Source organism: Sedimentimonas flavescens, from assembly GCF_019264375.1.
Classification (GTDB): Bacteria; Pseudomonadota; Alphaproteobacteria; order Rhodobacterales; family Rhodobacteraceae; genus Rhodobacter; species Rhodobacter flavescens.
This window is the reverse complement of sequence record NZ_JAHVAI010000019.1, coordinates 26,762-38,671: the sequence shown is the minus strand read 5'-3', so window position 1 is coordinate 38,671 and position 11,910 is coordinate 26,762. Positions and strand designations below refer to the sequence as shown.

General features: G+C 63.4%; 15 protein-coding genes, 3 tRNA genes and 1 other RNA gene. 10 read left to right on the top strand and 9 right to left on the bottom strand.

Annotated features, from left to right (window positions below; genetic code table 11):
* Positions 1-479: 479 nt before the first annotated feature.
* Positions 480-1,469, bottom strand: a complete 990-nt coding sequence (locus KTQ37_RS14960; protein WP_218631314.1) for a helix-turn-helix transcriptional regulator — start codon at positions 1,467-1,469, stop codon at positions 480-482.
* A 377-nt stretch (positions 1,470-1,846) separates the two neighbouring features.
* On the opposite strand from KTQ37_RS14960, the gene KTQ37_RS14955 reads away from it, so the two are divergent.
* From KTQ37_RS14955 to KTQ37_RS14930, 6 genes are all read left to right on the top strand, one after another.
* Positions 1,847-1,922 (top strand) — tRNA-Val (locus tag KTQ37_RS14955).
* 100 nt (positions 1,923-2,022) lie between these two features.
* A complete protein-coding gene (locus tag KTQ37_RS14950) occupies positions 2,023-2,961 on the top strand; it encodes a pirin family protein (RefSeq protein ID WP_218631313.1) in 939 nt (312 codons plus the stop codon).
* Positions 2,962-3,133: 172 nt separating this feature from the next.
* Positions 3,134-3,210, top strand: a tRNA-Asp gene (locus KTQ37_RS14945).
* A 28-nt stretch (positions 3,211-3,238) separates the two neighbouring features.
* A tRNA-Asp gene (locus KTQ37_RS14940) sits at positions 3,239-3,315 on the top strand.
* 25 nt (positions 3,316-3,340) lie between these two features.
* On the top strand, positions 3,341-3,565 hold the full coding sequence (locus tag KTQ37_RS14935) for an RND transporter (RefSeq protein WP_218631312.1): 225 nt from the start codon (positions 3,341-3,343) through the stop codon (positions 3,563-3,565).
* Between the two features lie 59 nt (positions 3,566-3,624).
* Positions 3,625-4,890: a glutamate-5-semialdehyde dehydrogenase gene (locus KTQ37_RS14930; RefSeq protein ID WP_218631311.1), complete on the top strand. Its 1,266-nt coding sequence runs from the start codon at positions 3,625-3,627 to the stop codon at positions 4,888-4,890.
* A 33-nt stretch (positions 4,891-4,923) separates the two neighbouring features.
* On the opposite strand, the gene KTQ37_RS14925 is transcribed toward KTQ37_RS14930, so the two are convergent.
* Entirely contained in the window at positions 4,924-5,517 is a 594-nt protein-coding gene (locus tag KTQ37_RS14925; RefSeq protein ID WP_218631310.1) for a histidine phosphotransferase family protein, read from the bottom strand.
* A 49-nt stretch (positions 5,518-5,566) separates the two neighbouring features.
* Between KTQ37_RS14925 and KTQ37_RS14920 the strand changes: the two genes are divergently transcribed.
* From KTQ37_RS14920 to olsA, 3 genes are all read left to right on the top strand, one after another.
* Positions 5,567-5,746, top strand: a complete 180-nt coding sequence (locus KTQ37_RS14920) for a DUF3553 domain-containing protein (protein ID WP_218631309.1) — start codon at positions 5,567-5,569, stop codon at positions 5,744-5,746.
* Positions 5,747-5,884: 138 nt separating this feature from the next.
* On the top strand, positions 5,885-6,670 hold the full coding sequence (gene olsB, locus KTQ37_RS14915) for an L-ornithine N(alpha)-acyltransferase (protein WP_218631308.1): 786 nt from the start codon (positions 5,885-5,887) through the stop codon (positions 6,668-6,670).
* On the top strand, positions 6,667-7,488 hold the full coding sequence (olsA, locus tag KTQ37_RS14910; protein ID WP_301653780.1) for a lyso-ornithine lipid O-acyltransferase: 822 nt from the start codon (positions 6,667-6,669) through the stop codon (positions 7,486-7,488). The genes olsB and olsA overlap by 4 nt, the downstream gene beginning before the upstream one ends.
* On the opposite strand, the gene KTQ37_RS14905 is transcribed toward olsA, so the two are convergent.
* Both KTQ37_RS14905 and KTQ37_RS14900 read right to left on the bottom strand, forming a co-directional pair.
* Positions 7,469-7,696 (bottom strand): ribbon-helix-helix domain-containing protein, encoded by a 228-nt coding sequence (locus KTQ37_RS14905; protein WP_218631307.1) that lies wholly within the window; start codon positions 7,694-7,696, stop codon positions 7,469-7,471. The genes olsA and KTQ37_RS14905 overlap by 20 nt on opposite strands.
* The gene (locus KTQ37_RS14900; RefSeq protein WP_218631306.1) at positions 7,693-7,875 is read right to left on the bottom strand and encodes a DUF4169 family protein; all 183 of its coding nucleotides are present in this window, start codon (positions 7,873-7,875) and stop codon (positions 7,693-7,695) included. The genes KTQ37_RS14905 and KTQ37_RS14900 overlap by 4 nt, the downstream gene beginning before the upstream one ends.
* 140 nt (positions 7,876-8,015) lie before the next feature.
* On the opposite strand from KTQ37_RS14900, the gene KTQ37_RS14895 reads away from it, so the two are divergent.
* Entirely contained in the window at positions 8,016-8,330 is a 315-nt protein-coding gene (locus tag KTQ37_RS14895; RefSeq protein ID WP_218631305.1) for a hypothetical protein, read from the top strand.
* Between the two features lie 59 nt (positions 8,331-8,389).
* On the opposite strand, the gene fumC is transcribed toward KTQ37_RS14895, so the two are convergent.
* The 5 genes from fumC to ssrA form a co-directional block, all read right to left on the bottom strand.
* Complete coding sequence (gene fumC, locus KTQ37_RS14890; protein ID WP_218631304.1) at positions 8,390-9,784, bottom strand: class II fumarate hydratase; 1,395 nt, start codon at positions 9,782-9,784, stop codon at positions 8,390-8,392.
* Between the two features lie 43 nt (positions 9,785-9,827).
* Entirely contained in the window at positions 9,828-10,430 is a 603-nt protein-coding gene (locus tag KTQ37_RS14885; RefSeq protein ID WP_218631303.1) for a class I SAM-dependent methyltransferase, read from the bottom strand.
* Between the two features lie 56 nt (positions 10,431-10,486).
* A complete protein-coding gene (locus KTQ37_RS14880) occupies positions 10,487-10,933 on the bottom strand; it encodes an SspB family protein (protein WP_218631302.1) in 447 nt (148 codons plus the stop codon).
* A 90-nt stretch (positions 10,934-11,023) separates the two neighbouring features.
* Positions 11,024-11,449 (bottom strand): ester cyclase, encoded by a 426-nt coding sequence (locus KTQ37_RS14875; protein ID WP_218631301.1) that lies wholly within the window; start codon positions 11,447-11,449, stop codon positions 11,024-11,026.
* A gap of 83 nt (positions 11,450-11,532) precedes the next feature.
* Positions 11,533-11,887: a transfer-messenger RNA gene (ssrA, locus tag KTQ37_RS14870) on the bottom strand.
* Positions 11,888-11,910: the final 23 nt, after the last annotated feature.

The window sequence follows — 11,910 nt, the reverse complement described above, 5'->3', positions numbered from 1 at the left end:
ATGCTGTCGCCCGTCGAGTTCGAACGGCAGCGGAAACTGAGACCCGAAGGCGTCTAGAAAACGCGGGGCTATTCAGGTTGTGGCTCTTCGTTTGCATCGTAAACCCCCGTCGCTTCACATTCCCAGACCGATTTTCCGTAGGAGGCGACCTTCGCCAATTGGTCAAATCGGAAGCGTTCGATCCGGGCTTTGGAAGTGTTGCTGAACGGGCGGCTATTTGCAGATCAAGAAAGGAACACAACTTCGGACAACAATTGCACCCTGCAACATGGTCGCATGGCGTGCTCCTTCATCGGTTCCCTGTTCCGGACTGCGCTATACGATCCTCCGTTTGGTTCAAGCACTTGCGTGCCCTGGTGGTATCGATGCTATCACTCCCCTCCATGGGGTCTGCAAAAGTCAGTATGCAGATTTTTCCAGAATTCCGCCATGAAGGAATCCATGCTCGCCGTTGCAGCTCGGTGCAGCTTTCCCGTAGTTCAGTGCCAGTCCCTGCTTAACGTGGCCGAGGGTGTCTCCCCGAACAACTGACGGTAATCGCGGGAAAACCGCCCCATTTCAGTCAGCCCAACCGAAAGCGCTGCGTTCTTGACCGCCCCCCGATCAAGGGGGGCCTTGAGCAGCAGCCGCCGCGCATCGGTCAGCCGCCGTTTATGGAAGTAGGCAAGTGGCGCAACGTCGTATACCGAATGAAACGCACGATAGAGCGCAGACTGGCTGACACCTGCGGCGACGCAAAGATCAGCAAGGGAGATCGGGCGCCCCTCCGCTTCGTAATAGCGTTCCTCGGCTTTTCGAACGATCTGCTCGGGCGCCCTGCTGCGCGCGTAGGGGTCCTTTTCGGGCGTGGCATTCATGTAAGCGTCGATCAGCACGCCCAGGAACGCTTCGCTCATGCTCGCGTTCGGCGCATCGGGCCCAAGCGCCTGCTCGGACAGGATGGCGGATTTCATCAGCGCATCCATATCGTTTCGGAATCTGCGCGCGCCCTCTGCCGTTAGCCGGAGGGCGGAACGGTCGAGGTGGATGTCCTCAGTGTGAACCCCTTTCAGCGCCGCGAGCGTCGAGGCAAGATGATCTCGGCGCACCGAGATCCCGGTTGTCCGGCGAATGCCGCCCGCCGCATGGAAGCCGTCCTGATGCCCCTGAGCATAGAGAACCTGCTGCTCCGCCAGTTCGCCATTGATCCGGCATTCTTCGGGGCCATCCCACCACATGAAGCTATAACAATCCGGATTGATGATCACGACGCCCACCGAGGCCGCGTGATGCGTCAAGCCCAGAACGGACACCTTGTCGGATGAAAAGATCGCAAGGTTCGAGGGGCTGGCCCCTGGCTGGAGTTGGGTAACAGAAGCTTCCGCAACCGGCAGAAGCGGTTCAGCAAAGCTGCGATAGTCAACAACCTCGTCGACGGAAACAGCGTGCTCCGTTCGCCTATGCGTGATGCTACGCGAGACATTGTTCATGCAAATTCCACCGCAGGTTACTTTCTGAATTTATGCACGAAACGCTCTGCCAACCCAAGGAGACTTTGGGCGCGTTTTCCGAAGCGCTCCGCGGGACACCTGAAAAGACGGCTTCGCCAAAGCCCGAACCATGGGCGTGTCGGATCAGGCGGACGGCTATTTGGCCGTGCCAAAGTGGTGCCGCGAAGACGGAATGATGGGCGCGTCAGCGGTAAGCCCGACGAAGGCCAATGAGGATAAGGGCCGGCGGCTCAAGCGTGTGCGCGCCGATCTGTGGATGTGCGCCGAGCAGCTTCCTGGGGCCTTTCAGAATGCGCTGGATAACCTCGTCAGGGGGCTTGCGCAGGCGTGGCGGTGCGGGCTAGAAGTGCCGCGCCGGGTGATTAGCTCAGTTGGTAGAGCGCCTCGTTTACACCGAGGATGTCGGGAGTTCGAGTCTCTCATCACCCACCATCTCCCCCTTTCCCGTGCATCCACGCGCCGTTGCTGTTCGCGGTCGCGAATTTGGCGCGCGGGCATTCCGCGCTATCCTGTTTGGGAACAGGAGGCGCAGATGAGCTGGAACCCGTTACTCGACCCAAGGATACCGATCGGCGACTCGGTGGATGCGATCGAAACGGTCATCGTTCCCCGCGCGCGCGATCTTGGCGGGTTCGAGGTGCGGCGCGCGTTACCCTCAGCCAAGCGTCAGATGGTCGGTCCATTCATCTTCTTCGACCAGTTCGGGCCGGTCGAGTTTCTGAGCGGGCAGGGGATCGACGTGCGCCCGCATCCGCACATCGGTCTCGCGACGGTGACCTACCTTTTCGCCGGGCGGTTGCATCACCGCGACAGTCTTGGCTCGGATCAGTGGATCACTCCAGGCGCCGTCAACTGGATGAGCGCGGGCCACGGCATTACCCATTCAGAGCGGACAGATGGTCCGGTGCGCGAGAGCGGCCAGACACTTTCGGGGGTGCAGATCTGGGTTGCGCTGCCGCAGGCGCTTGAAGATGGACTGCCCAGCTTCGACCATGTTCCAAGCGCGGAACAGCCGCTGCTGGAGGCTGAAGGGAAGAAGGTACGTCTTGTGTTGGGCGATGCATGGGGCGCGCGCACGCCGCTTGATCTGCCCTCGGAGATGTTCATGGCGGATGCGGCGCTGGAGCCGCGTGCCGCGCTGCCCTTGCCCGACAATCACGAGGATCGCGCGGTCTATGTGCTTTCGGGCGTGGTCGAGGTTGCGGGCCAACGATTCGAGTCCGGGCGGCTGCTAATCTTTCGCCCCGGCGATCAGGTCGCGCTGCGCGCAGGGGAGGCGGGCGCGCGAATCCTGTTGCTTGGTGGTGCGACGCTTGAAGGCCCACGGTACATCTGGTGGAACTTCGTGGCCTCGTCGAAAGACCGGATCGAGGCCGCCAAGGAGGCCTGGCGCGCGGGCGATTGGACGCACGGACGGTTCCAGTTACCGCCTGGCGACGATGCCGAATTCATTCCGGCGCCCCCGCGATAGGCGCAAGATACGGAAAACGCGTCGTTTTGTTCTGCTTGCCGCAACCCCTCGCGGACCATGGTCGCAGTGCGTTCGGGTTTTGCGAAACTTTTCTCACAGTGCCGCTTGACGGCGCGCGCGGGGCTGCGTAATACACCCCCCACGCCCGGATGGCGATCCGGGAGATGGTGCTGCGGTTGTAGCTCAGTTGGTTAGAGTACCGGCCTGTCACGCCGGGGGTCGCGGGTTCGAGCCCCGTCAACCGCGCCATCTCCTGATCGCCCCGGCCGTGAAATGCGCGGTTGTAGCTCAGTTGGTTAGAGTACCGGCCTGTCACGCCGGGGGTCGCGGGTTCGAGCCCCGTCAACCGCGCCACTTCTTCCCCAGAATGAAGGTGGCCATGTTCGCAGCGTTTCTTGATAGAATTTCGCTGGGTCATGCATTGATTTTCGCGCTCCTGCTGGGCCTTGCGCCTTTTACGCCCGAGCCGCACGTCTGGGAAAAGCTCAAGATGCTTGCCGCTGGCACGCTGGTGCGTCCGCTCGACTGGTTTGACCTGTTGCTGCACGGCGCGCCCTGGCTTGTGTTGGCCGCCAAGGTGATCCGCCAGACCCGAACAAGCTGAACGCTTGCCGCCAAGGGGCCCAAGGGCCTATACGGAGGGCGAAGATAGAGGAGCCCTCCATGACGGACCAGATTGATGCCAAAGCCCTGATCGACCAACTGGGTGGTGCCGCGCGCGCCGCCTCGGCCGAGCTGGCTTTCGCACCATCGGCCGCGAAGGAAGCAGCGCTGATGGCCGCCGCCGATGCCGTTTGGGCGCGTCGGGTCGAGATCATGGCCGCCAATGGCGAGGACATGGCCTTTGGCGCGAACAAGGGCCTCAGCCCGGCGATGATGGATCGCCTCGCGCTTGACGAAGGCCGGATCAAATCGATTGTCGATGGGCTGCGGGCCGTTGCTGCGCAGGCCGACCCGGTGGGGCAGATCCTGTCGGAATGGGATCGCCCGACGGGGCTGCATATCCAGCGCGTGCGCACGCCGCTTGGCGTCATCGGCGTGATCTATGAATCGCGCCCGAACGTGACGGCGGATGCCGGGGCGCTTTGCCTCAAGGCGGGCAATGCCGTGATCCTGCGCGGCGGCTCGGAAAGCTTCCATTCGTCGCGCGCGATCCATGCCTGCATGGTCGAGGGGCTACGGGCTGCCGGGCTGCCCGAGGCGGCAATCCAACTGGTGCCGACGCGCGACCGCGCGGCTGTGGCCGAGATGCTCAAGGCCGTCGCCCATATCGATGTGATCGTGCCGCGCGGGGGCAAGGGGCTAGTCGGCCTCGTGCAGGCCGAGGCGCGCGTGCCGGTCTTTGCGCATCTCGAAGGCATCTGCCACGTCTATGCCGATGGCGCTGCGGATCTCGAGAAGGCCCGCGCGGTCGTGCTGAACGCCAAGACCCGCCGCACCGGGATCTGCGGCGCGATGGAATGCCTGCTGATCGACCGCGCCTTCTATGACAAGCACGGCGCGGTTCTGGTCGAGGATCTGGTCAAGGCCGGGGTCGAGGTGCGCACCGAGGGCGATCTGCTGAACGTCGTCGGCACCGTGGCCGCCGCCCCGGACGATTTCGGGCACGAGTTTCTCGACATGATCTGCGCGGCGAAGATCGTCGACGGGGTGGATGGGGCGATCGCGCATATCCGCCGCTATGGCTCGCAGCATACCGAGTCGATCCTGACCGAGGATGATGCCGCCGCCGTGCGCTTCTTCCAGCGGCTCGATTCCGCGATCCTGATGCGCAACGCCTCGACCCAGTTTGCTGATGGGGGCGAGTTTGGCATGGGCGCCGAGATCGGCATCGCGACCGGAAAGCTCCATGCGCGCGGGCCGGTGGGGGCGGAACAGCTGACTTCGTTCAAATACCTCGTCACCGGGAACGGCACCTGCCGCAAGTGACCCAAAGCCCCGCCTCGGCGGGGCTTTTCATTTCTAGAACGACAGCACGGCGCGGCTGTCGCCGATTTCATGGCTCAGGGTGCGCCCGGCCAGTCTTGCCTCGCGCGGCAAGAGCGCGAACTGCACCTGGGCGGGGGGCAGGGTGCCCGGATCTGCCGCAAGCTGTGCCCATAGTCCCGGCTCGGTTCGGATCTGGGGGCCCTGAGCCGTAACGCGCCAGCTGTCCACGGACAGGGTGATGACGACATCCCCGCCGCGCGGCAGGGCAGTTTCGAGGCACAGGATCGCCAGGAAGGCCAGCTTGACCTCTTGCCGGGGCAAGTCGCCGGCGATCTCCCATCGCACGCGCATCCTGCCTGAGCGCGCCATGTCGTCGAGGATCGTCAGAATCTCTCGCTGGCTGACGTGCTGTTCGGGCAGGGCCTGGCCGAAGGCGATGCGAAAGAACCGGATTCGCGTGTTCGCGGCGCGCACGCTTTCGGCGATCAGCTCCATTTCCGGGCTTGCCGGGGCGCCGGACATGGCGAGCAGCTCCACCCCGTTGCCGATCGCCCCCAAAGGGCTGATAAGGTCATGGCAGAGTCGCGATCCGACCAGAGCCACAAGATCGGTCTGCGGGTCTGCCATGGGGGCGGATGTCTCAAGCGGCATGGCTCTTTCCGAAAGTGAGGTCAGGATGAACGAATTTCTTGAGCCGGGCATGTTGGTACGTAATCCGCTGGCTTCCGACTGGGGCGTCGGGCAGGTACAGTCGCGCATCGGCGACAGGATCACGGTCAATTTCGAACATGCCGGCAAACAGGTTATCGACGGGCGTCGGGTGCAGTTGATGCTCGTTTTGCCCGATCAGGGTTGACAAAGGGTTAACGCCGAAGGGGCCAGGAAACAGCCGATGCGTGTGTCTTCTGCGACGCTGCGTTTGGTTCGCTCTGCGGCGTTGCATTTCGGCGCGGCTCTGCCGTAAAACTTCGCAGACGCTTTGGGGCAGGGACGCATGGCCGCGGAATCCGCACATTATCAGATCCGCCTTGCGACGGAGCCGTCAGACCTGATGGCCGCGCAAAGGCTGCGCTACTCGGTGTTCGTCGAGGAACTGGGCGGCGACGGGCCGCTGGTTGACCACGAAAACCGGCTGGAACGGGATGAGTTCGACGAGGTCTATGATCACCTGATCCTTGTGGACCCGAGCCGCGATGCCGCCGCGCTCGAACATGTGGTCGGCGTCTATCGGCTGCTGCCGTCGGATCGGGCCGAGCAGTTCGGGCGGTTCTATTGCGATGCTGAATATGACCTGAGCAAGCTGCGTGCCTCGGGCCGCAAGCTGCTGGAGCTTGGCCGCTCCTGCGTGCACCCGAACTATCGCGGCGGGGCCTCGATGCTGCTGCTGTGGAATGCGCTGGCCGACTATGTTCTGGCCAATGAGATCGAGATCCTGTTCGGCGTGGCCTCGTTCCACGGTATCGACCCGGAGCCCCTGCGTATGCCGCTGGCCTGGCTGCACTACCATCACCTTGCCCCCGAGGCGTTGCGTCCGCGCGCGCGGGCGGAGCATTTCCAGCCGATGGACCTCGTGCCCGAGGATCAACTGGACCGCAAAGCCGCGATGGCCGCGATGCCGACGCTGATCCGCGCCTACCTGCGCCTTGGCGGCTTCGTGGGCGAGGGCGCCTTTATCGACGCGCCGTTCAACACGACCGACGTCCTCTTGCTGATGGACACCAAGGCCATGAGCGAAAAGCATCTGGATTTCTACACCCGTCGCCACGAGGGCCGCGCGTGAGCACCTGGGATGACGCGACCGAGCCCGAGGCCCGGGGCATTGGCCCGGTCGGATGGTTGCGCGCGCTGCTGCGCGGCAGCGTTCTGGGGGTGGTGACCTACGGCGGCTTGATGCTGCTGCTCTTCGTGCGGCTGATCGAGCGCCCGCTGTTCCGTGAGGCGCGGCCCTGGACGCCTTCGATCACGACCACCGTCTGCCGCAGCGCCTTCCCGATCATGGGTATCCGCTACCGTGTGCGCGGCACTCCGATGGAGCATATCGGGGCCGTCGTGGCCAACCATGGCTCCTGGCTCGATATTTTCGCACTCAACGCCTGTCAGAGGGTCTATTTTGTCGCGAAGTCCGAGGTGGCGAACTGGCCCGGCATCGGCTGGCTCGCGCGTGCAACCGGCACCGTCTTCATCCGCCGCGATCCGCGCGAGGCCAAGGCGCAGCAGCAGTTGTTCGAGGACCGCATTCGCGCGGGACACCACCTGCTGTTCTTCCCCGAGGGCACCTCGACCGATGCGCGCCGCGTGCTGCCCTTCAAGCCCACGCTGTTTGCGGCCTTCTACAGCCACGGGCTTGAGAAGGTCATGCAGATCCAGCCCGTCACCGTGATCTACCGCGCACCGGAAGGCGAAGACCCGCGGTTTTACGGCTGGTGGGGCAAGATGGATTTCGGCCCGCACCTGCTCAAGATCCTCGCGGCGCCCCGGCAGGGCGAGGTCGAGGTCGTGTTTCACGAACCCGTCGATGTGGCTGATTTCCCCTCTCGCAAGCTGCTGGCTGCGCATTGCGAAGCCGCCGTGCGCTCGGCTATGCCCGAGGAAGCCTAGCCCGCAGCACGCGCAGAACGTAAAGGCGGATCGCCGTCGCCAGCCCGGTATCCACCCCGCGCGCGGTGTCGATCTCGGCGGCCAGTTCGTTCAGCCCCTTGCCCTCGGCTTCGGCGATCTCTCGGAAGGCCGCCCAGAATTCATCCTCGAGCGAGACCGAGGTGCGGTGCCCCTCAAGCGTCAGCGAGCGTTTGCGCGGCCGGCTCATTCCTCGTCGCGCCTGTGCTGCTCAAGCTTGTTGCGCGCCATGTCGGCCTCGCTCTCTTCGAGCTTGCGCTGTGCCTTGGTGCGCCCGAATTTCGCTGAATTGGCATCGGCCTGTGCGCGTTTCTTGGCGCGATCGGCCTGTTTGCGGGCGGTGTTGAGATTGACGATTTTGCCGGTCACGGGCGTGGCCTCGGGTTGGGTTGGGTCGCAGACTCGCAGGAAAGGCGTGTCGGGTGTAGGATAACCGCGGGGCGGATTTCTCACACCGACAAGAACGCCAGCCGGGCATGAGGTCAAGTCAATCAAGGGAGGGACTTCTCATGATGGTAGCGCGTTGGCATGTCAAAGCGAAATTTGGTTACAAACAGACCGTGATCGACCTGCTGAAAGAGTGGCAGGAGCAAGTCGGGCCACAAACCGGGCTCGACGTGTCGCAGGAACGGATTCTGACGGGGTCCGTTGGCGCCTGCGAATCCGAGATTGAAAGCGAGATCCACGTGAAGGATCTGACCGAGTTGGACGGCATCTTCGCCAAGCTCAACTCGATCAAGATGCACGCCGACTGGGGCCGCAAGATGAGCGAGCACGTCGTCTCTGGCTCGAACTACTGGGAGGTACTGCGGGTCGTCGAGTGATGGCGCGCAACGAAAAAGGGCGGCCCGGGGGCCGCCCTTTCGAAACAGGTCAGGCGTAATCAGCCTTTCGGGCCAATCATGTCCTCGGGGCGCACGATGCGGTCGAAGGTTTCCGCGTCCACATAGCCAAGCGCGATGGCCTCTTCCTTCAGCGTGGTGCCGTTCTTGTGCGCGGTCTTGGCGACCTTGGTCGCGGCATCGTAGCCGATGGTCGGCGCCAGCGCGGTCACCAGCATCAGCGACTCTTTCATCAGCTTGTCGATGCGGGCGGTGTTCGCCTGGGTACCCACGACCATGTTGTCGGTGAAGGCCGAGGCCGAGTCGCCCAGCAGCTGCATCGACTGGAGCACGTTGTAGCTCATCATCGGGTTGTAGACGTTCAGCTCGAAGTGGCCCTGCGAGCCGGCGAAACCGACCGCGGCGTCGTTGCCCATGACATGGGCGCAGACCATGGTCAGCGCTTCGGCCTGGGTCGGGTTGACCTTGCCCGGCATGATCGACGAACCCGGCTCGTTTTCCGGCAGGATCAGCTCGCCCAGACCCGAACGCGGGCCGGAACCCAGAAGGCGCAGGTCGTTGGCGATCTTGAAGAGCGAGGCGGCGACAGTCTTGAGCGCGCCCGAGAACATCACCATCGCGTCATGGGCGGCGAGCGCCTCGAACTTGTTCGGCGCGGTGACGAAGGGCAGGCCGGTGATCTCGGCGATCTGGGCTGCGACGCGGGTATCCCAACCCACACGGGTGTTCAGGCCGGTGCCGACGGCGGTGCCGCCCTGCGCCAGTTCGTAGATATGGGGCAGGCACATCTTCACGCGCTCGATCCCGCGCTCGACCTGCTTGGCGTAGCCCGAGAACTCTTGGCCGAGCGTCAGCGGCGTGGCGTCCTGCGTGTGGGTGCGGCCGATCTTGATGATGTCCTTGAATTCCTCGGCCTTCGCGGCAAGGGCCGCGTGCAGCTTTTCAAGGCCGGGCAGCAGCACGTCACGCGCCTGCATGCCGATGGCGACGTGCATCGCGGTCGGGAAAGTGTCGTTCGACGACTGGCCCATGTTGCAGTGATCGTTCGGGTGCACCGGCTTCTTCGACGCCATGACACCGCCGAGCATTTCGATGGCGCGGTTCGAGATCACCTCGTTGGCGTTCATGTTCGATTGGGTGCCCGAGCCGGTCTGCCAGACCACCAGCGGGAAGTTGTCGTCGAACTTGCCCTCGATCACCTCGGTCGCGGCGGCGGCGATCGCATCTGCGATCTCGGCGGTCATGTCGCCCTGGGCCTTGTTAACCAGCGCGCAGGCCTTCTTGATCACGCCGAGCGCACGGATGATCGGAACCGGCTGACGTTCCCAGCCGATCGGGAAGTTCATGATCGAGCGTTGGGTCTGGGCGCCCCAGTACTTGTCGGCGGGGACTTCGAGCGGGCCGAAGCTGTCGGTCTCGGTGCGGGTCGCGGTCATGGCTGGGCCTCCGTTCCAATGCTGCGATGAATTTCACCCTGCGTCATAAGGTGCCTGACGCTGTTTTGCAATCAGTATGCGGCGGTATACCAACTTGGTGGCGCGTGTAGGAATAGACCCGCGCGGGCGGCATGTTCAGCAAGACCTGCGGGCCGCGATGCACGGCCAGGCCCAGATCGTGCTGGACCTGCGGGTCGAGCGGCGGGCGCGGGCCATAGGTGAACTGGATGATCCGGCCATGCGGGGCCAGCGCGGCCAGACAGGCGCGCAGGATGGCGTGTTGCAGCGCGGCGGGCATCGACAGCAGCGGCAGGCTGGAAACGATGGCGCCGAGGTTCTCGACCCCGATGGCGGCCATGTCCTGAGCGGGACGATTCTCGATCCGGACACCGGGGAATTGCGCGGCGAGGCGATGGCAGAAGACCGGGTTCAGTTCGAATAGCGTCAGGTCGGCAGGGGCAACCCCGCGGGCCAGAATCTCGCGGGTGATGTTGCCGGTTCCGGGGCCGAGTTCGGCAACGAGGCCGGTGTCAGCGCCCAGTGATCGCACCATCGCCCGCGCCAGACGCCGGGACGATGGAACGACTGCGGAGATCTGCGACGGACGGCGGATTGCCTGCCCGAGGAAAAGCGCAATATTGTTCATACTCGCACCGCACCTTAGCTGAGTGACGCAGGGTCACCTTCGGGCGGATTACTACGCTATTTGCGCCACTTGTCGAGGCTTACAACCTCGGCATCGCCACGCTCCTGCGGGGGCTCGGGCTCTTCGTCTTCCTCATCCTCGTCGTCATATTCCTGCGTCTCAAAGCGCAGACCGAACTCGACGGAGGGGTCCACAAAGGTGGTGATCGCGTCATAGGGGACATAGAGCGGCTCTGGCGCATTGCCGAAATTCAGCGTGATGCCAAAGCCTTCGTCGTCCACCTCGAGATTGTCGAACCAGTGCTGGATGACGATGGTCATCTCTTCAGGATAACGATCATGCAGCCAGTCGGCCAATTCGGCGTCGGGGTGGCGCGTGTTGAAGGTGATGAAGAAGTGATGCGCGCCGGGCAGCCCGTTTTCGGCGATATCCGTCAGGACATCCTGGATCAGACCGCGCATCGCGCGATGCATGAGGTTGCCATAATCAATGCTGCGCGTCATCCGGGCCTTCCTTGGTGTTTGGCTCAGCATAGGAGATTCGCCGCGCAAGGGAAGGGGGGCCGAACTATTCAAACCGGAAGGCCCGTAATGTCAGGCCAGCGACTCACCGGAGAGGAAAAGCGCCATCGCCTCGGGCGGCAGTACGCCAAGCTGCTCGAAGAAGCTCAGCAGGTCGAAATGGTTGAATGCCTCGGCGATGCGGCCATCGTCAAAACGCATTGCGACCTGCGCTGTGAACTCGATGGGCGCGAGTGTATCGGCCGTCTTCGCGCGCACCACCAGCAGCGCCCAGAGCCAGTCATCGGTCTCCAGGTGGCGCAGAATCGTGACCGTGGGCGAGGACATCATCCGCATCAGGGCGGGGATCAGCTCTTCGAAATCTTCCGGGCGCAGGTCGAGGCCCTGCATGACGCCGGCCGCCTGCGAGTTGGGCGTGAAGAACTCGCCGATCGCGTCGAGGTCGCCGTCGATCCAGACGCGCTGGAACCAGTTTTGCAAGAATGCGAGTTTGTCCATCGAAACCCTCCAGCTCTGTTTCGACCGATCCTGCGGCAGGAAGGTTGAGGACGCGTTAATCGGCGCTGGCTTTGAGGGGGGAAGGTGCAGGATTCTGTTGCCAGGCTCCTGCGGGCCCCGCCTTAGGCGGCTAAGCGTAAGGACTTAAGTTTCGGTAACCCGAACTGCTTACGCAGCAAGAGCGACCGGAGCACGGTTGTCGTTGGCAACTGTACAATTTGCACCGATAACGGTGGTAGCTCACCGAGACAAAGCAAACATCTTTAGACGTTCGTCGATCCTATTTCGGCCCCAATCGCCCCCAACGAGGGAAGTTTGGTGGAGCCGCCGGGTACCGCCCCCGGGTCCGATCCGCTTATTTCATGCGCGTTTATGTCCATAGCCCGGGCAAGCCCGAACAAGGGCAATATAGGGGTGGCTCCGGCCGCCTGCAAGACGCAGTCATCCGATAGGGCGGCTGG